The sequence below is a fragment of the Desulfoluna sp. CYM3A genome (assembly GCF_056829965.1).
Genome location: NZ_CP186556.1, coordinates 3,279,731 through 3,298,554, shown reverse-complemented (window position 1 = coordinate 3,298,554; position 18,824 = coordinate 3,279,731). Strand labels below are relative to the sequence as shown.

Genomic DNA, 18,824 nt, shown 5'->3' with positions numbered 1-18,824 from the left:
TTCTTGGCAGGTGCTTTTGACCGTGGGGAAAGGGCATGTGAGATGCGTCCGTCAGGTATGGCTCCGGCAAAAAACGACGGACTATAGCAGAAATGAATCGGGGGAGCAAAAGAGAAAGGAAGGGAGTGGTTCATGTTGTTTCGACTCCTGATTAAAATAATCCCTTCCTTGCAAATCTATAGAGATATAGCTTAAGTATTATCAGCGTGAGGAATGTGGGCTGGAAAATAAAGGTCCAGGGCTCGATGGCAAGGGCATTTTCAACCCGGCATGTGTGGCGGGTGGGAATCCGCAGCACCAGAATGGCAGCTCACATCCACGGATTCCAGCCATTGTGTTGTGCCCGGGTCCTGATCATATCAACCTTCGGAGGAGCACATGGAAAAGATTCTGATTGTCGGTTGCAAGAAGGCCATGGATGATGTGTGTATCGGCTGTTCGCGATGCATGGTGGGGTTCAATCGCCGTGAAGGCGAGTTTCAACGGTATGAAGAAGACGCTGAACTGATGGGGCTCTTGAACTGCGGGGACTGCCCCGGGGCCACCATCGTGACGCGGCTGGCCCAGGTGAACCTGTGGAACAAGCCCATGGGTGAGACCCCCACCAAGGTTCATATCGCTCCCTGTATCACCGACCACTGTCCCCACAGCGAGACCCTGATCAAAAAGATCAAGGCCAAGGCCGGGGTGGAGGTGGTTGAAGGCACGCACCCCTACAAGCCCAGCGATATCTTTTCCTGATTCGGGGCCAGGTCCGGGCGTCGCCCGCAACACCGGTTTGCGGGCGATGTGTTTCGCCTCTTTTCAGGGTGTGCCTCGCTTGTGCGGGGAGGTATCAGTAGTTGTCTTCGTCCATGGCATAGGACTCAAAGTCCTGTTCGATAAGGAACTTAGTGATCATGTCGCTCACCGCGTCCGCGGTGTCCACTCGGTAAATTCCCCTCTCATCTTTCCCGGTTTTGCGTTTGACGTTTGCCACAATGGCCTGCAGGGTGGCTGTGGTGATGCTGATGTTGGCGTTGATGCGCAGTAAATCTTCTCTGTCCGACATTCTGATAATCCTTTTTCCTGGATGAATAGTATTTTTAGCGCCCACAAAAGCGTGTGGGGCGGAACGTGCGCCGTGGAAAAGGAGTATACAGCATCCATGGAAAAAGTCATCCCCACAGGTCTTGGCCCGGCAGGGTCAACGCATGGAACACTTCAGTTGCCTCCGGCGGGTCGCTTTTGAAAAAAACTCCGCAAAAACGTTCCGGTAAATAAAAAAAGGTTGGCTCCCCGGCAGGGCCGCCGGAGGCATCTGCTATTGTTTTTCCTAACCCAGGGGCAGGGTCAAGATGGCCCGGGCGCCACCGTTGGTTCGGTTTTCAAGGGCGATGTGGCCACGGTGGAGTTCGGCGATCTCTTTGACAAAGTTGAGCCCCAGGCCCGTGCTTTTTTTGTGGTCTTCGGGGCGCTGCAGGGAGAAGAATTTTTCAAAGAGCCGGTCCTGGGCATAGTCGGGAATGCCGGGGCCCCGGTCTTCCACCGAGAACGAGGCCAGGGAGCCCTTTCTGTTCGCAGCGATTCGGATGGTCTCACCGTGGGCGCTGAAATCAAGGGCATTCTGGATGAGGTTGGAGAGGGCCTGCTTTAACAGAAACGCGTCCCCTGTCACCGTGAGGCCCGGGTCGAGGTCCTGGGCAAGGTGGATACTTTTTTGGGCGACAAGGGGCATGAGCCGTTCGGTGACACTGTTGATGAGGGCTTTTACAGCCAATGGTTCAGGCTCTTTCAGGCCCTTCATGTTCTCGATGGCCGCCAGTTGGAGCATTCTGTCCACAAGTTGCCTGATTCGCCGGGATTCGTTTTGGATGTTGTTAATAAAGCGCTGACGCTGCGGCGCGGGCATCTCCTCTTCCAGAAGCTCTGCGGCTCCCTGGATGGCTGAGATGGGGCTTTTGATTTCATGGGTGAGGGTCTGGACGTAGGTCTCCACGTATTTGCGCCCTTCAAGGGCGTCTTTCATGCTTTCAAAGGCCCGCCCCATTTCACCGATTTCACTTCGGTCCAGGGTGGGCAGGGCCGTTTTCTTTCCTTTTCGGACGTCGTGGGCATACCGGGTGAGCCTTTTGATGGGCCGCGTGATGAAGAGGATAAGGAAAAAGCCTGCGAAAAGGGCTGCGGTGAGGGCGATGACGCTTCGTTTGATGATTTGCGCTTTGGCAATGCGCAGGAAGCTGTTGATGTTGGTGGTGGGTTTGCCCACGGTGAGGACCCCGGTGATCTGGTCTCCCATGAGGATGGGAGCGGCTACGTACAGCACGGTGGGTGCGTTCGGGTCTTCGCCTTCCCGGGTCGAGCGTGCTCCGTATTTTCCTTCAAGGGTCAGGGAAACGTCCCGCCACCGGGAGTAGTCGGTGCCTGCCGGGGCTTTGTCCAGGGAGTCAAAGAGAAGGCGTCCCCGGTTGTCCGTGATGTAAACCCGCATGTCCACGCTGGTTTTGTTCAGGTGATAGATTTTGGAGGCAAACTCCCGGGCGTAGGCCTTTGTGAAGGTTGCCCGGAGCGTGTCCGGGGCAAAGGCGCCGGTTTCCATGTCTTGGGAGATCATGGCAGCCATGATCCGGGCTCCGTCCACCAGAGACTCTTCCACGCCTTCCAGGTAGCGGACCCGGATGCTCGTCAGGACATCGTGGGTAAGGTAGTAAAACCCAAGGGAGAGGATCAGGGAAAAGGCGATGAGGATCCGGGCCGCAAGTTTCATAGTGTCTCTTTCAGGGAGTAGCCGATGCCACGGTGGGTTTGGATGGGGTCGAGGTCCGGCCGGATTTTTTTCAGTTTGGCGCGGATGTTTTTGATGTGCACGTCCACGGTCCTGTCCATGCTCATGCCCGGTTCGTCCCAGACCCTCTCCATGAGCCTGTCCCTGGAAAAGATCTGGCCCGGGCGGGCAATAAAGAGGGACAGCATCCTGTATTCATATCTGGAGAGGTCGAGGGGCTGTGAAAAATAGCTGATTTTATGCCGTGCGTCGTCCACCCGGAAGGCAGCGTTACCCGGTTCTGTTTTGCATTTTACGTCTGCGTCCGGTGTGGTGGCTGCCCCTGTCCTGCGAAGGACGGCCTTGACCCGTGCGGCCAGCTCCCTCGGGCTGAAGGGTTTGACCATGTAGTCGTCCGCCCCGATTTCGAGCCCCACGATCCTGTCCACTTCCTCGGACCGTGCCGTCAGGAAGATAATGGGCACCGTGCGGGTTTTGCGGATGGTTTTGCACAGCTCCATGCCGTTTACATCGGGCAGGCCGATATCCAGGACGATGAGGTCCACAGGCGATTCATCAAGAATCGTCATCACCCCCATGCCCCCGGTTTCCCACAGGGTTTCGAACCCTTCCGTGGCCAGGGCGTATCGTATGTTTTCCGCAATGGCAGGTTCGTCTTCCACGATCAGGACAAGAGAATTCATACTCTTTTCATATCCACTTCATACTGGGTTCATGTCTCCGGGCGAAAAAGAGGCGTGTGAGGGCCCCGGGGCGACCGGGGATCTGCAAGGGGCCGGCGCATGCCTTCAGGCCTTGGTTTATAGCCTTGGCCGGGGATCATATCAATAAAAAAGCACTGCCAGGAGAATGGACCATGAATCAATTATTTCTGAAGAAAACCGGGATTATCGCCGCGTTGATCGTGATGCTGCTTGTGCCGCTCACCGCCATAAAATCGCTTGTGAATGAGCGGAAAATACGGAGCAGGGAGGCCATTCGAGAGGTGTCGCAAACCTGGGGCGGGGCCCAGACGGTCACAGGTCCCGTTCTGACCATCCCCTTTGTGGACGAGGAGAATGCAACCCGGTACGTTCACTTGCTGCCCGATGTCCTTGAAGCGGAAGGGGCCCTTGTTCCTGAAACGAGGCGTCGGGGAATTTATGAGGTGGTTGTCTATACATCGGAGATTACGCTCAAAGGATCCTTTGCGCTTCCGGCTTTTTTTGAATGCGAACCGGCCGTGGACAGGATTCTCTGGGACAAGGCGTTTTTGAGTGCGGGCATTTCGCAGCTCCAGGGCGTCCAGAGAAAGGCCCGGTTTCTCTGGCAGGATAAGCCGTGTCGAATTCGACACGGCAAAACACCGGGGGCCCCTTTGCAGGGCCTTCACGCCTCGGTGCTACTTGAAAACAGTACCCTGGGACGGGCCCTGCATGCCCAGGGCTCCCCGGATGACAGCGTTCACCCCTTCTCCTTTGAAATTTACCTGCCCCTCCAGGGGGCCGGGCGGTTGAATGTGACCCCCGTGGGCAACACCAATACCGTGGATCTTCGTTCCACCTGGGAGCATCCCGGCTTTCAGGGCCGATATTTTCCCACATCCAGGGAGATCGGCCCGGAAGGATTCACCGCCCACTGGGATGTGACCAGTTACGACGGGACCCTTGCCCGTGCCTGGACGTCGGGCAAGGAGCATACATTCATCTCCTCATCGGCTCTGGACCCCCTTTCCTTCGGGGTGCAACTGGTCCAGCCCGTGGATTTCTATACAAAGTCCGAGCGCTCGGTGAAGTACGCCCTGGTGATCATCACCATCACCTTTTTGACGTTTTTTATTTTCGAGGTAGTGAAAAATCGCCGGATCCATCCCATGCAGTACGTTCTGGTGGGGATTTCCCTCTCCCTGTTTTACCTGCTCCTGCTCTCCCTTTCCGAGCACCTGGGCTTTTCCTGGGCCTACCTTGTTGCCGGGGCCGCGAGCATCTCATCCATCAGCGTTTACTCTGCCGGTTTTCTTTCGGGCAGAAAAGACTCTGCCGGGCTCTTCGCACTGCTCTGTTCGGGGTCTTTTACGTCATCCTGCAGCTGGAGCGTTTTGCCCTGGTCCTGGGGTCGGCGGGGCTCTTCCTGGTTCTTGTTGCGGTGATGATTATCACGAGGAAGGTCGACTGGTATGATGCCTTTGGGGGTGCCGATCCTCAGGGGTAAGGTTTGTGGGAGCGGCAGGACGACGAATTTCTCCCCTTAAAGAAGGGTGCCATGCCTGTGGGATGAGTCCTTGCGACGGGGAGGGGGAGGGCGTGTTGAATTATCGTGAATAATGATATAGATTTATCTTTAGCTTGCCGGGTGAGGTATTTTGTGGCGGATTGTCGCAATGGTTCCTCGTCTCCATTTTACCGGCCCCGTCTGTTTGCCACTTTACATGACACGTCTGTTTTATACCTCTCGTTCGCTTTTAGTCAGGATATGTCACGAAAAATCAGCGGCCTTGTCAAGGGAATACGTCATCGCGGTTGGTTACTCGTGACATGGGTTAGGTCCAGCGTCAGGACGTATGCACCGTATTGCCCGGCATCGTGAATTGCTATCCAAAACATGGTCCGGACGTATTGTGGCCGGGCCATGTTGCGACGGATAGGTCTTTTCGGTTTGTCGAACCCTTAAAAAAGGAGAGTGACTCCCATGACGTTAAGAAAAAAACTGGCCCCGCCGTTTTTTGTGATGTCTGGCGCGGCCGGTTTCCTGCTCATCCAAGTCAGCACAAGTCCAGCAGGTTCCCCTGTCGACAGAGGTAACGATCAGCGCCGAAGCCCAGGCCGAACGTGATGAGATTTATACCTTGACGGCCTACGGGGTTGTGCTCAATGACTGGCAAACCGGGGAAGGCGAGAAACGGGGACACAATATCGGATCAGTCCTCGTGAATCCGGAAGGCAAGATCGTGCGCTGGGCAAGAAACTGCAACAGCATCCTTTCCAATGGGACGCAGCATGGGGAGGTTCGCCTGATGATGGGGTATTTGAACGAAGCCGGTGGGTATTCCCTGAAGGGGTTTACGGTCTACACCACACTGGTACCCTGTGCCCAGTGCAGCGGGATGATGATCCTGACAAGTGTCCACAGGACCGTCTACGGCCAGACCGACCCCGGGTTTGGGGTGCTGGGTCGTATGGCCTGGACAGCAAGAAATGGAACGAGAATGGGTTTGAGCCGTATCCGCGAAAGGTGATCTCGGATAAGAGTGAATCCGAATTTTGCGACCGCCTTGACGAAGCATATGAAGAGGCCCTGCAGGGTCTATTACCAGGTTTTTGTTAACGGATACCGCAAAAAAGATCTTTTCAGAGGCTGTGGAAAAGCTGAACAATTATGAGCTGAGATACCCCGAAGAGAACCGTGATATTTTCGGCCAGGCTCTGGAGACCTGCTGGGGTCACTCCGGGAGTTCCCCCTATCTGTATTGAGGCCAATACACTAACCCGAACATTTCACGAGCCCAGTGCGCCCATATTCAAGTCATCAGATATACAGATGTAGTATTTTGTCTTAACGCTCTGATGACGCATAAAATGGGTGCATTAGGCTCGCCCGAAGTGTGACATTTTATTGATAGGGCCTTGTCATTTTCTCATGAAATATCCGGGCTATTGTGTCCCATGGTTTGTTGCAGGTTGATCATCGACTGCTGACCGACGGTGATGAGGCCGGATTGGGGCCGGTTGAGGTCCACAACGAGTGTGATAAGCACGGCAAAGGCAAGGGGCAGGGGAACCACCGTGATAATGCGCCGCTTGCCGGTCAGCCCGATCTGGGTCCCCAGGGTCAGCATGGTCAGGGCCGTGATGGCGGCAAGGGCAACCCAGACACTTCGTGGAATACGATTGTGAAGGGCAACCGTTATCCGTTTTTCGTGCATGTCGATGACTTCGTTGGTGGCCTGAACCATCAGTGAGGTATTTGTGGTGGGGGCTTCCAGGGCTGCCTCAGCTACCTGTTCCCACAAGAGGTCATGGATCACCACGGATTTTTTCACCGCAATGTCGATGTCTTTGCCGCTTAAGGCTGCCTTTAAACGAATCTCGACATAGTTTTTCAGGAGCCGTTTTACTTCCATGCCATGTCGCGTATCAATGAGGTCGGTTCGCAGGTAGGCTGTGCCGATGGCGTTGGCCTCTTCCAGAACGTTTTGTTTTCGGTGGTCGTGTTGGGACAGGGCCATGGAAAACGTGAAGGCCAGAACAAAAGCAAGCATTCCGAGCAAGCCTCCCACCAGGGTCCCCAGGGAGGTCTGGGTGTCCTCCTCCTGGCGGCTTTGCAGGCGCATACCTATCTGGCAGCCGAGTTCGTAACACAGGATCATGAGTATCGCGGTGCCGACATAGAACCAATGGATTGGAAGGGTTTCAAATTGACCAGGGTTCATTTGGATCTCCCATGCTGTTTGTTGGCTGACGCCTGGGTGAGGAATCCTTTTCTATCGAGGAAGATTTTTGTAGAGCACCCGTTCAAAATCTGTCACCAGGGCCATGACGTTTTCATCGTAGTGGGGGAGCAGCTGGCATAACAGAACGACTCCTATCTGGTGTGACGGATCGATCCAGAAGTGTGTGTTCTGGATTCCGGACCAGCTCAGGGAGCCTGGAGAACGCCCGCCCTTGCTTTTGCCTTTCAGTACCTGAAATCCCAGGCCGAATCCGTCCCGTCCCGCCCTTGCTGGAAACGGACGCGTCATGCCCGGAAGGGCTGCGGGTTGCTCCTCAATGGTGAAACCGTTCAGCTGGTTGCGAGACATCTCAGCAACGGAGGCGGGCGTTACGATTCGGGTCTTACCCAGTTTCCCCTGCCCGAGGATCATCTGGATGAATCGCCCGTAGTCCCGGGCGGTGGAGAGAAGGCCAGCTGTCCCCTTGCTTGATGGGTTTGTAGTTTTTGGGTCGGGCTGCCTTTCAAGCCCTCGGCGGTTCGCAGGTAGGTTGCCACCAGTCTGTCGTGTTTTCTTGAGGGCAGCTTAAAGGCGGTGTCGTCCATGTCCAGGGGGCCGGTGATACGGGTATCGATGAACGCGGAAAGGGATTGCCCGGAAACCCTTTCGATGATCCAGCCCAGGTAGATGGGCCCCATGCCGTACGTCCATCGGGCTCCCGGGTCGTGGAGCGCAGGGTACTCGTGTGCCGGGGCCGATGTGAGTTGAGAGATGCGAAGCAGCTCGGGGCTGCAGAAGATGTACCCGATTCCTGACGTATGGCACAAAAGGTCCCGGATGGTTATGTCGCGTGAGGCGGGACGGGTCATGATGGTTTCATTTTTATCATCGATTCCCGTGAGAACTTCTAATTCCGATATTTCCGGCAGGTAGTCAGATGCCGGGTCGTCAAGGGAGAGGCGCCCCTCCTCGGCAAGAATCATGATCCCCAGGGATGTGACGGGTTTTGTCATGGAAAAGATGCGGAAAATGGCATCGTCCCGCATCTTTTTTTTACCCTGGGCATCCATGACTCCTGCGGTGCCGGTGTAAAGGATGTGCTCCGCATCGACCACCATGGCAACCACACCGGGAACGCCGTTGCTTTTCACCGCTTCCTGAAGCACCCCATCTAGGGCAGCCCGGGTATCTGCGTCCAGGCGGCTTAGAGGGGGAGGCTCGGTGCAGCCCGCAAGCAGGAAGATGGTGAGGACGAAGCAAAGTCGTTGCATAATCCCTCTTCTGTTCGGCATTGGCGGGTCGTTGCGGATCAGGCAAGTGAAAGGTGTTGCCAGCGTTTCGTTGGGGTGGTGGCTCCACGGGCATGGGTGAGGCCGTTAACCCGTGGCTGCCGGAAAACCGGGGCGGGCCCTGGTGGACGAAATGCTGATTTTTTACGGAGAAGGTTGTGTCGTGTTGAATGTAAACGAATGATATTGCTCATAGTATCACGGGCGATTCGTTGAAGGCAAGGCTGTTGGGCCGCATGGGCGACTCTTGCCCGACGGCGGCCCGGTTATTTGCCTATGGAGGTTTTCCAGTGGGCGTGCAGGCCTGCTATATCCGAGGAGCACAGCAAGCCCATGGCGGCGTTGACCTGGGCGTCGCTCCAGTCCCACCATCTCATCTCCAGCAACATGTCGATTTGGTCTGTCGTGAACCGATACCGGATATGCCTTGCCGGATTTGACCCCACAACCGAGTAAGGCTCGACATCTCTGGTGACAACGGCCCGGCTTGCGATGATGGCGCCGTCCCCCACCTTCACACCCGCCATGACCATGGCTTCGGTGCCAATCCACACATCATTGCCGATCACTGTATCTCCGGCCCTTTCGAAGCCGTCGACTGCCCCGGAGAAGGCCGGGTTGTCCTGGTAATAGAACGGAAACGTGCTTACCCAGTCGTTTCGATGCCCCTGGTTTCCGGCCATCATGAACACAGCCCCTGATCCGATGGAGCAGTAGCGGCCGATGATCAGCTTGTCGACGTCGTCCCGGTCCGGGTTCAGGTACCGGGCACAGTCGTCAAAGCTGTGGTGGTGATAGTAGCCGGAGTAGTAGCTGTGGTCTCCGACAATGATATTGGGGTTTGTTACCTGGTCTTTCAGTTGTTTCCCCACAAAGGGGCTTTCAAAATAGTTCTTCACCGGGTGATTCCTCAAGGGGATTTGATCTATTGGTACAGGGCGAAAATGGCCCGGCCGATGGACGCAATGGATTTGTTTCGCTCCTCAAAGGAGGCCGTGGTCTGGGTTAGGTAGATACAGACCACAAGTGGTTCCTCCGGTGCGGGCCAGACAACGGCGGCAATACCTCTGGACCCATGGCCGCCTGACCCGGACCGGTCGGCAATGTCCCAGCCCTTGGGCAGGACCGAGCGAAGCAGGCTTCCTGAGACCTTGTTTCCCCTCATCCAATTTGTCAGCAGGGCCCTGGATGCGTCTGACAGCTCGTTTCCAAGGAGCAGGGCCCTGAGGTTACCCGCCATGGCGTCCGGGGTGGTGGTATCCCTGAGGTCTCCTTTGCGGGCTTCGTTCAGGTCTGGCTCCATGCGGTCCAAGCGCGTGACGGTATCGCCTATGGACCGAGCAAAGGAGGTCAACGCTTCTGGGCCTCCGGTGTGGGTCAGGATAATATTGGCTGCCGTGTTGTCGCTCATGGTCATCATGGCTTCACAGGTCTGTTTCAGTGAAAAGGCCTGCCCGACGTATCGGCTGGTGACGGGCGACCAGGTAACAAGGGCTGTTTTTTCTATGACGACTGAATCGTCGAAGGAGAGCGCCCCGGCTTCGATATCACGAAGTGTTTTGGCGCAGGCCAGGGTCTTGAATGTGCTCATGAGGGGAAAACGCCGATCCCCATGATGGCTCCATGATTTTTTGGCTTGGACATCATAGATCGAGACGCCCACGGGGCTGCCCAGGGCCTGCTCGATGTCAGCGATTGTCTTTGTCAAAGATGTCACGTCGGTTTTATTTTCCAATGCGTTTCGGGAAACAGGCTCATCATGCCTTGCACCGATGCATCCCGATAGAATCCCAATAATCAAAAGTGAGGCGGTCAATTTTAGAATCTTCACTGATTTTTCCTTTGTGTGTCGTGCATATGAGGGAGGAAAGAGCTGCCGGGGAGGGGCCCGCACAGAGGGTTTTTGTCTGCCCCGAGGGGGTGTTGTCCATTTTGATGTGCATGGCCCGTAAAGCGAAAAGGCCCGGGCCAGAGCATATATGAGTAAATGGATTTGGCATAGCCCGGATATTTCACGAGTCGAGTGCGCCCATCGTCAAGGCATCAGGGCTGTAGGCGTCGTTCTCTCCTTCAACGCTCCGATAACACAGAAGATGGGTGGGGTCGGCTTGCCCGAAGGGGACGAAAAACGAGCCCTAGACGGTAAACCACATGTTGCATTTATGAAATATCAAAATTTTTCTCAGTAACCAACAATGATGACATTTTGTTGGCTTCTCATGACCGTTTTCTCATGAAATATCCGGGATAGGGGATGTTTTTTGACACGGTGGGCTCTGCATGTGGCGTGATGCTTCCGTGCATCCTGATTCTGTTTTGCATCATAGTCATAACGGGTAGGCATTAAAGACTATTGATGCGAAATCGCCCTGCATTGCGATGCAGTGGCGCATCCGGAGCGGTGGGCATGCCATGGCTGTTCTTTTGATGGGTGAGGCTGGTGTGAAAGGGGGCTCTGTCTTCGACGGGGCTGTTTTTAATGGTGATATAGGAAACACTCTTTCTTTACTTAAGAAAACAATACGGCATGGCATAGTCTTTGGAAATATTTAAGGTGAGTTATTATTTTGCTGACCTGATTTGACTCGTGAGGGAACAATTTCCCGGGGGAAACACGAGACTCTGAGACCGGATGAAAGGTAGACCTGCCATGATCAATGCAACACTGAACAAAAAGATCAGCTTTGCCGTTATTCCCATCGTTTTGTTGTGCCTTTTCGTCTTCGGGGGGACGACGTATGTCTATATGAGCAACCTGATACGGGGGGACTTGTCCGACAATATCCTGAAAACCGTGCAGGAAAAATCCACGGTGGTGGACGTATGGATCAAGACACATCTCATCGAAACCGAGTCCATCGCCCAGACACCCCAGGCGAAAAACATCAACACGGGGTTTGATGAGATCGACGCCTTGAACCGCAACCGGTATCTCTATTTGAAAAAAGCCTACCCCAACGACTATTCGGATATCTACTCCGCCAACAGCCAGGGTGTTTACCATACCATTCAGCAGGATAAAAACGACCAGTCCCTGAGCAGCTTTGTGGGCAACATTTCGAGCCGGGGGTATTTCAAGGACCTGATGGCAGGTGGGCCCTCCTTTGTCACCCCGCCCCTGATCTCCAAAACCACGGGCAAGGCCACGATTTTCATGGTTGCCCCCATTGCCGATGACCGGGGAACGCCCCAGGGGCTGGTGGGGGCCGGCATCCAGTTGAACTTTGTCTCCGAGACCATCGACGCCCTGGGCTTGACAGGCAAGAGCTACGGCATCGTCCTGGCCCAGGACGGAACCATCATCGTGCATCCGGATGCCTCCGTTGTCATGAAGGAGAAACTTGGCGAGATAAGCGGCGGCCGTCTTGGGGGGCTTGATGAATACATGAAGGGCAATCGCACCGGTATCTACGAGTTTTCGGACAGCGGAGAGAGCAAAATAGCGTTTTTTTCCAAGGTGCCGACCACGGGGTGGTCCATTGTGACGGTCATCGATGAGCAGGAGCTGCACTCCAAAGTCTATACCTTGCGGAATTTACTGCTCGGGTTGACCCTGGCCACCATTGCCCTTGTGGGGCTGGTGATTTTCCTGATCTCCAGGTCCATCTCAAAGCCTGTCAAGCAGGTTGTGGCAGGGCTCAGGGACATTGCCGAAGGGGAGGGGGATCTGACCATGCGCCTGGTGGTGGACACCAAGGACGAAGTGGGGGAGATGGCCAGGTGGTTCAACCTGTTCATGGAAAAACTGCAGGCCATTATCAAGGATATCGGGGCCACAAGCACCAAGGTCGACGGCTCCTCGGACACCTTGATCGATATTTCCGGTCGGCTCTCGACAGGGGCGGAAAATACGGCGGATCGCGCCGAGGCCCTGTCAGGGGCGGCGACGGGCATGAGTGAGAACCTGGCCAATATTGTCGCGGCCATTGAGGAGTCGTCATCCAACAGCACCATGGTGGCATCGGCCGCCGAAGAGATGAGCGTGACCATCCACGAGATTGTGGACAACACGGCCAAGGCCCGGGGGATCTCCGATGAGGCGGTGTCACAGTCCAAAGAGGCCGCCGGCAAGATGGTGGCGTTGCGCCATGCCGCCGAAGAGATCGGCCAGGTCACCGAAACCATCTCGGCCATCTCCGAGCAGATCAACCTGCTTGCCCTCAACGCCACCATCGAAGCGGCTCGGGCCGGAGACGCCGGAAAAGGGTTTGCCGTGGTGGCCAACGAGATCAAGGAACTCGCCGCCCAGACGGCCGAGGCCACCGAAGGCATCAAGGGGCAGATCGAAACCGTCCAGGGCACCACCTCGGAAACCGCAGGGGAGATCGATCAGATCGCCGGGATTATCGAGCGGGTCAATGCCATTGTGGCCACCATCACCTCGTCCGTAAACGAGCAGTCCACGGCCACAAAAGATATTGCCAACAATATCTCGTTTGTCTCCCGGGGGATTTCAGACATCAACGAGAACGTAACCCAGAGTTTCTCCGTGTCCAAGGCCCTGACCGAGGATATCTCTCAGATCAATCAGGAAGCAGGGGACATTGCCGGATCAAGCGCTCAGCTGAGTTCCCATGCGGAACAGCTTCGGGAGATGGCCGCCCGGGTGAACGGAATCGTCGGGCGGTTTAAGGTGTAGCTGAAACGGCAGAACCCTTCAATCGGAAGCAGCGCCATTCCAAAGCCGCTATCATGCGCTCATGCGATCGGTGCCGTAGAGATTGAGGAGCTTTGCGCGGGCTATTTTTGCGGCGATGGTTCGTTTGGTCTCCGGGGTCATCTCCATGTCACCCTGCCGGGATATCGGGCCATGGCCGTATGCCTGTTTGACGATCTCTTCATAGGCATGCCTCAACATCTCAAAGGAGTCTTCAACTTCAGGGTACTCCCCCTCCTCGCGAAAGGGCAGGCAGATGACGTTTTTGATCTCATTGTCCTTCAGGTAGGGCGCGCTTGGGATACAGAGGTAGTGATGCCGCTCCGGTACCCATGCCCCGGCCCGTTCATCTTCCCCGGGTAGGCAGAAAGGGCGACGTGCATGGGGGATGCGGGGTATGAGGCTCTTGACGGTCAGGGCATTGACGGCCAGCTCTTTTTCAAAGGGTTCCAGGGTGATGGTGTACGTCAGGGTGGGCCTGAAATTGCCCCTTTTTTTATCGATGCTCCATTGAATACGCACGGTTTTTCCTTTTGGGTTCAGTCACATTTACAACTGGATAACGTCGCCGAAGGGCGCCCGGTTGTCGCTGTTGCCGGTTTTGACCCACAGCACCGGATAGGTCGGCGGCTGGGTTGGGTAGGAGAGGCACTCAAGGTCGGTGAGGTAGATCAGGCACGACGGCATGAGCCCGTTTTTTGCGACCAGCTCAAAGACCGGACGAAAATCCGTTCCACCTCCCCCTTTGGGACGAAGGGCCACGGGCAGGTCGCAGCGGCTGAAGACGTCGTACCCTGAAACCTTTGCATCACAGTAAATCACATGGAGGGTGGCCGGGTAGCGCTCCATGATGTCGGATACCTCCGCACTGAACTGGGCCAGCTCAGCCGGTTCGATGCTGCCGGAGGTATCCACGGCAACGACGATGGTGCTCAGCTCCTGATTCTGGAGCGAGGGCAGGTAGAGCTCCTGGTGAATATACCGCCTGTTGGGGGATACCCAGGAGTAATCCGAGCGCGCGGACTGCTCGATGAATCGTGCCAGCAGCTCTCTCCAGTTGAGTTTCGGGTTGATCCGGCGATGGATGAACCGTTCCACTCCGGCAGGCAGTTTGCCCATGCCCCGGGCATTGACAAAGGCCTGGGTAAGGGCCTCATTCCAGTCTGCTTCAAGGTCCGGATCTGTTTCTCCTCCCGCAGGGGTGTCCCGGACTTCCCCTGATTTACCGGGATCGCCCGAGGGAGAACCCTCCTGCGACTCTTCCTCTGATTCCTCCTGTCCTCCGGGTAGGGCCGATGCCTCAAGCTCGGATGTGTCATCTCCGGAGACCGCCGAGTTATCCCCTGCCTCCGGATCTGATTCCTCTTCGCTTTGTTCCGAATCATCCAGGCCGCGCTCAAGAATGGTGTAGACGGCCTCCGCACTTTTTCCGTCATAGGCATCGTTCAGCAAAAAACCGTCGGGAAGGGTGAATCCAGACTCCAGCAGGATGCCGTTGACGGCATAATCGCAGGCCCTGTTCCAGAGGTCGTGGTCCCGGTTCTGCCGACGGGTGTGGTGCCCGCAGGCCGGGTGCATCACCGTATGGGCGGTAAGCCCTTCCAGCTTGTCCGGCGAAAGGACCCGGACATACAGGGGGTTGTAGCCAAACACCTTGCCGTCGGCGGCGCTCGCCGCGACGTTTTCCCTGACCTAACAAGGCGGGAAGCAAAAACGGGTGATTGAGGTCGGCCCAGGGAGTCACGGCCCTCCAGATTTTTAGGAATACGCCATGGTGTCTTTGATCGGTGGGTTCGTGGTTGATGTCGTTATTTTTTCGCCAGGCGGTGGCTAAAAAGTAGTGTCATATTCAGCTTGCCTTCTATGGGGAAATTGGGGTGGGGAAGCATCCTCCGGCGGCCAGGGGATGATCCCCTGAGCCCCAGGTTGCGGATGCTTTCTCACTCGTTTGTCGGTGAATAACATCCGCGAAGATAGTCATAAAACCACCCCAAACCTGCTTGTCAAACCCAACGCATAAAATGGGTATACGTTAGGCCACCGGCAGGGCCGCCGGAGGCATCGTTAACTTGGCAGTCTTCGGCGGGTCGCTTTCTTTCAGAGGGTTACAGGCCTTACATAAGAACCTCTCCGTGTCTTTTCCGCCCACGGGCGAACCCCATCGGTTTCAACGATTCGATTGTTTGCGCGGGCCGCCTCTCGGATGAGCAGAACGCTGAATTCATCGGGCAACCGGGAGGCAAAGGTCAGCAAGGCATCCATGGTGCCGGAATCTGCCGACAGAGCAAGCATTTCGCACAGGGCAAACAGGACCGCAGGGTCTGTGGGGATATCCACAAGGTTGGGGGCGGATAAAATGCTCTCAGGGTCCGGAAGCTGGTGCCGGATGGTGACATACCCGCAAAACTCGGCAGCGGCTCCTTTGCCCACCGTGCCTGCCACAAGCTCGGCTAGGCATGCTCTCCATTCTCCCGCCCATGAGGCAAGAACGTCCAGGACCTGGGAGACGGAAAGGCCTTGTCTGCCCGTTCCGGGTCAAAATCGTGGAGGAGCTTGGGACGAAAACGGATAAAGGAGGTCACCTCCGGAGCGATGTCGTGTGCTTCAGCCCAGGTGAGCCACTCCCCATGGTCCACGCTGAAGTCGATATGCACAAACCGGTTGGCCAGAGCAGACGGCATGCGGTGGGTCACCGCCCGGTCCTGCTCCCGGTTCCCGGCAGCGATGATGGCCCAGCCCTCCGGCAGGGTGTACTCCCCGAGCCGCCGGTCCAGAACAAGCTGGTAACATGCCGCCTGGACCAGGGGAGGGGCCGCGTTGAGCTCATCCAGAAAAAGAACGCCGGTTCCCGAACGCGGCAGAAAGGACGGCGCGCACCACGTGGACGTGCCGTCATCCCCGATGCGGGGAATGCCCCGCAAGTCCACCGGATCCAGAAGGATGGCCCGGATATCAATGAGTTCCAGTCCCATGGCGTCAGCCGTCTGCCTGACCACCTGGCTTTTACCGATGCCGGGAGGCCCCCACAAAAACGTGGGTTGACGAATCTGAATGAGGGTTGAGATGGCTGTTGCAATGTGGGACGGTTTCATGGGTTTCCTTTGGTTATTGTAGTGCTTGCGTCACGGTTATGAGATATTTTTTGATAAATCATATATTTATTGTTTTGCCTTTAAATTTTAGGAAGACCTAACAAATCAGATGCTGTGTGATTTTGCAATGCTTTTTTCTCAGGAAATCGAAAAGGGGTCCTGTGGGGTAAGTGCTTCGAGGGTGGGCTCGTCGAGCAGGAAACACATTGATCCATTGCCTGGCCTGTATGGATCTCAATGTGGTTCGGCCTGGAATTGTGAAACGGACTGAGGGTCAGCGCTGGTGCGCCGCCTGACCCTTAAACCTGGTTCCTCGGTTCGAGAAACCGCGCAACATTTGGCCTTTTTTGTGGCGGACACGATGTTATGGCGCATGTGGTGCTGTTATGCCTTAAACACCCGCATAAAAAACTATCTCATTTTGGTAGTTTGCTGGGAGAAGGAAATATTCCGAGTCACCGCACAAAGGGGTTGGTTTGCGTGCGATGCTCAGGGCAATGGAGGGCTGAGCCCTTGCAAGGTGATGTCTGTCGTTATTTACGGAAAATGGGCTGTACGACTCCGATTAACCTTAGTTGGCAGCCTGTATTGTTGGCCTGGTTTTTCCGGTTGGGGCTATTGTCACCTGTCCTGCTATTGGATTCCCTGGGATTCAAAAGATGTTTGCCCAGGGTCGGAGACTCTTCCACCATGTTGTCCACATCCCAGAGAGGGATGTCGTTGGGATCGGAAAGTTTGGGGATATCAGGAGGCGTTTCCTGACAGTTGTCGGGCATCTTCGCGCCTTTGATGAAATTGACAATTTTTGACCCGGTGGCCTTATTGAACCATGTATTTTGAACTTTGAGTGTTTCCATATCAATAGCCTCGCTTGACTCGGAGTTTGTAATAGCCGTCTGTATAGCCTGTCAATTCGGTGTAAGAGAATGAGTCAATCTCGATGACATCCGGCATAATTGTGGCTTCAGCTCCCACAGAGTTGTTAGACGACAAAAATCTGTCCCTGTGAAGCCTTCTTTTATAGATGTCCTCCAAATTTCTTTTCCAAAATATTTCTACAGATATATTGCCTGTTTTAAACAGGTTCGGTAAACGGTATTTTGAATTAGCGCTTACAGGGAACCACGGCGTCTCATACTCATCGCCGACTGGGGTAAGTTCCAGATCAACGATTAGACCATCTGTGATCGTGCAGCCGCCGAGCAGGAGCTTGTCGTTTTTCCAATTCTCAACATCCGTTACAAAGCTCTCCCTGGCGGTCAGGTCCAGTGAGCCATCACGGAGCAGAACAATATCGTACTCGCCGTCCGGTTCTGACTGCGGGTAGACAACGTTTGCAGTCTTGCCGATTATGGTGTCTTTGTTGCCATAGTCAGCATCGAACCCATCAGAAACTGTTGCTACAAATGGGTCTTTCTCTGTAGCTTTAATCTGCTAAAGACTTTCCAGTTGGGAGTCCCCCTGTTTTTCCGAACCCATAACAAGATATTCCGATGTATCCCCCCAAGCCTCCGGCAGACCAATTATAGAATCCGTTACAGTAGGTTGTGCAGAGGACGTATATGTATCTTCGGCATTCGACTCTGCAGTAGTGTAAATTTATCCCAACCACGGCTAACGCTTTGCGAATACCAGTTGCCGCCTCCGTTTGTGTGCTTGAACAAAAAGGATTGGGGGTTTTCTATGCCGCAGTCAAACTTATGCCCTTCCGAGCAATACGCATGCCGTTGACCCACGTACTCCAGTCATACCGGGGTGAATATCACTGAGATCATCTCCAAACCAGCCGTAGAAAATATAATCTCCATTATTTCCATTTATCTGGGGGTTATCGCCAAGAAAAATTTCTGTTTGGGTAGCGAGCTTATTGTTAAAAGCCGAACTGCTGTGACTGATCTGGCTAGTATCATTAAGGATCAAATACTGTGTTCCGGCGAGTTTATCAGACTGAACCCACCACTGGCCTGTAGCGTTTATTTGTTTGAACTAAACCATAACCAATTTTTTGCCCATGGGATGCATCAGTGTTCTGGGTACACCGCCTTTTCCTCGATATTGGCACATGGCGAATCCGGTCGCAGGATTAATATGCCATGTCTGTGTTTTGTAATCTTGGTTATCTACGACATTCGATGCAGAGTGCTGGTAAAGCTGAGTCTCAAGGTACTGCCTTAAGTTACCCGTCAAATCATCATAAGTTTCCCCTTGAACCTTCGTTAGGACCTCGGAGGTGTATTAGACTTTATACCTTTAACTCCTCCGTCCAAGGAGCTACCATCGGAATGATAATTGTTAATTCGTATTCCAAAAAATGTTCGTGGGGTGTTAAAAACGATAGTTAAACGCTGATTCTTGGTTTTACCTATAGTTGATACCCAACCACCATTAGCACTACCTGTTTTTGAGGTTGAAGTGTCGAATGCCGCACTTGGATTCTCAGTGTTCTTAGCACTGCTCGCATAGGCCACAAAGTCTGATGTTGTTAGAGGTAAAATATTTCCATTGATATCTAAAAACTCTACGGAACGTAAACCAAGTACGTTTTTTCCGTAGTTATCTTTACAGTCAAACGTAAGACTTCTTGCTGTCGTCTCAGGCGAAACGATATTAGTCG

General features: G+C 54.7%; 14 protein-coding genes and 3 pseudogenes. 4 read left to right on the top strand and 13 right to left on the bottom strand.

The genetic code is table 11. From position 1 onward, the window contains the following. Positions 1-378 precede the first annotated feature (378 nt). On the top strand, positions 379-741 hold the full coding sequence (locus tag ACOYW1_RS16845) for a CGGC domain-containing protein (RefSeq protein WP_180143070.1): 363 nt from the start codon (positions 379-381) through the stop codon (positions 739-741). A gap of 94 nt (positions 742-835) precedes the next feature. Here the strand turns inward: ACOYW1_RS16845 and ACOYW1_RS16840 are convergent, their stop codons facing one another. The 3 genes from ACOYW1_RS16840 to creB all read right to left on the bottom strand — a co-directional run bounded on the left by ACOYW1_RS16840 (position 836) and on the right by creB (position 3,447). Next, positions 836-1,051 carry a hypothetical protein gene (locus tag ACOYW1_RS16840; RefSeq protein WP_482415575.1) on the bottom strand — a complete coding sequence of 72 codons (216 nt, stop codon included), beginning with the start codon at positions 1,049-1,051 and terminating at the stop codon, positions 836-838. Between the two features lie 264 nt (positions 1,052-1,315). Next, on the bottom strand, positions 1,316-2,746 hold the full coding sequence (gene creC / locus ACOYW1_RS16835) for a two-component system sensor histidine kinase CreC (RefSeq protein ID WP_482418944.1): 1,431 nt from the start codon (positions 2,744-2,746) through the stop codon (positions 1,316-1,318). After that, positions 2,743-3,447 carry a two-component system response regulator CreB gene (creB, locus tag ACOYW1_RS16830; protein ID WP_482418943.1) on the bottom strand — a complete coding sequence of 235 codons (705 nt, stop codon included), beginning with the start codon at positions 3,445-3,447 and terminating at the stop codon, positions 2,743-2,745. The genes creC and creB overlap by 4 nt, the downstream gene beginning before the upstream one ends. 173 nt (positions 3,448-3,620) lie before the next feature. Between creB and creD the strand changes: the two are divergent. Both creD and ACOYW1_RS16820 read left to right on the top strand, forming a co-directional pair. Continuing rightward, positions 3,621-4,954 (top strand): annotated as a pseudogene (gene creD / locus ACOYW1_RS16825) (cell envelope integrity protein CreD). Between the two features lie 634 nt (positions 4,955-5,588). Then, on the top strand, positions 5,589-5,978 hold the full coding sequence (locus ACOYW1_RS16820; protein WP_482418942.1) for a Bd3614 family nucleic acid deaminase: 390 nt from the start codon (positions 5,589-5,591) through the stop codon (positions 5,976-5,978). 399 nt (positions 5,979-6,377) lie between these two features. Here ACOYW1_RS16820 and ACOYW1_RS16815 read toward each other — a convergent pair whose 3' ends face one another. The 4 genes and pseudogenes from ACOYW1_RS16815 to bla form a co-directional block, all read right to left on the bottom strand. Further along, positions 6,378-7,172, bottom strand: a complete 795-nt coding sequence (locus ACOYW1_RS16815) for a bestrophin-like domain (protein ID WP_482418941.1) — start codon at positions 7,170-7,172, stop codon at positions 6,378-6,380. A gap of 51 nt (positions 7,173-7,223) precedes the next feature. After that, positions 7,224-8,290 (bottom strand): annotated as a pseudogene (locus tag ACOYW1_RS16810) (serine hydrolase domain-containing protein). A 437-nt stretch (positions 8,291-8,727) separates the two neighbouring features. Then, positions 8,728-9,360 (bottom strand): type B chloramphenicol O-acetyltransferase, encoded by a 633-nt coding sequence (gene catB, locus ACOYW1_RS16805; RefSeq protein ID WP_482418940.1) that lies wholly within the window; start codon positions 9,358-9,360, stop codon positions 8,728-8,730. Positions 9,361-9,386: 26 nt separating this feature from the next. Beyond that, the gene (gene bla, locus ACOYW1_RS16800; RefSeq protein WP_482418939.1) at positions 9,387-10,196 is read right to left on the bottom strand and encodes a class A beta-lactamase; all 810 of its coding nucleotides are present in this window, start codon (positions 10,194-10,196) and stop codon (positions 9,387-9,389) included. Positions 10,197-11,111: 915 nt separating this feature from the next. Here bla and ACOYW1_RS16795 point away from each other — a divergent pair. After that, a complete protein-coding gene (locus ACOYW1_RS16795) occupies positions 11,112-13,100 on the top strand; it encodes a methyl-accepting chemotaxis protein (RefSeq protein WP_482418938.1) in 1,989 nt (662 codons plus the stop codon). 51 nt (positions 13,101-13,151) lie between these two features. Here the strand turns inward: ACOYW1_RS16795 and ACOYW1_RS16790 are convergent, their stop codons facing one another. From ACOYW1_RS16790 to ACOYW1_RS16765, 6 genes and pseudogenes are all read right to left on the bottom strand, one after another. Further along, complete coding sequence (locus ACOYW1_RS16790) at positions 13,152-13,640, bottom strand: hypothetical protein (protein WP_482418937.1); 489 nt, start codon at positions 13,638-13,640, stop codon at positions 13,152-13,154. Between the two features lie 27 nt (positions 13,641-13,667). Next, complete coding sequence (locus ACOYW1_RS16785; protein ID WP_482423747.1) at positions 13,668-14,033, bottom strand: VWA-like domain-containing protein; 366 nt, start codon at positions 14,031-14,033, stop codon at positions 13,668-13,670. A gap of 42 nt (positions 14,034-14,075) precedes the next feature. Beyond that, positions 14,076-14,789 (bottom strand): annotated as a pseudogene (locus tag ACOYW1_RS16780) (DUF2201 family putative metallopeptidase); the annotation flags it as partial. A gap of 426 nt (positions 14,790-15,215) precedes the next feature. After that, positions 15,216-15,560, bottom strand: a complete 345-nt coding sequence (locus ACOYW1_RS16775; protein ID WP_482418936.1) for a hypothetical protein — start codon at positions 15,558-15,560, stop codon at positions 15,216-15,218. An 8-nt stretch (positions 15,561-15,568) separates the two neighbouring features. Continuing rightward, the gene (locus tag ACOYW1_RS16770) at positions 15,569-16,210 is read right to left on the bottom strand and encodes an AAA family ATPase (protein ID WP_482418935.1); all 642 of its coding nucleotides are present in this window, start codon (positions 16,208-16,210) and stop codon (positions 15,569-15,571) included. Positions 16,211-16,743: 533 nt separating this feature from the next. Beyond that, positions 16,744-17,067 (bottom strand): hypothetical protein, encoded by a 324-nt coding sequence (locus tag ACOYW1_RS16765; RefSeq protein ID WP_482418934.1) that lies wholly within the window; start codon positions 17,065-17,067, stop codon positions 16,744-16,746. Positions 17,068-18,824 lie beyond the last annotated feature (1,757 nt).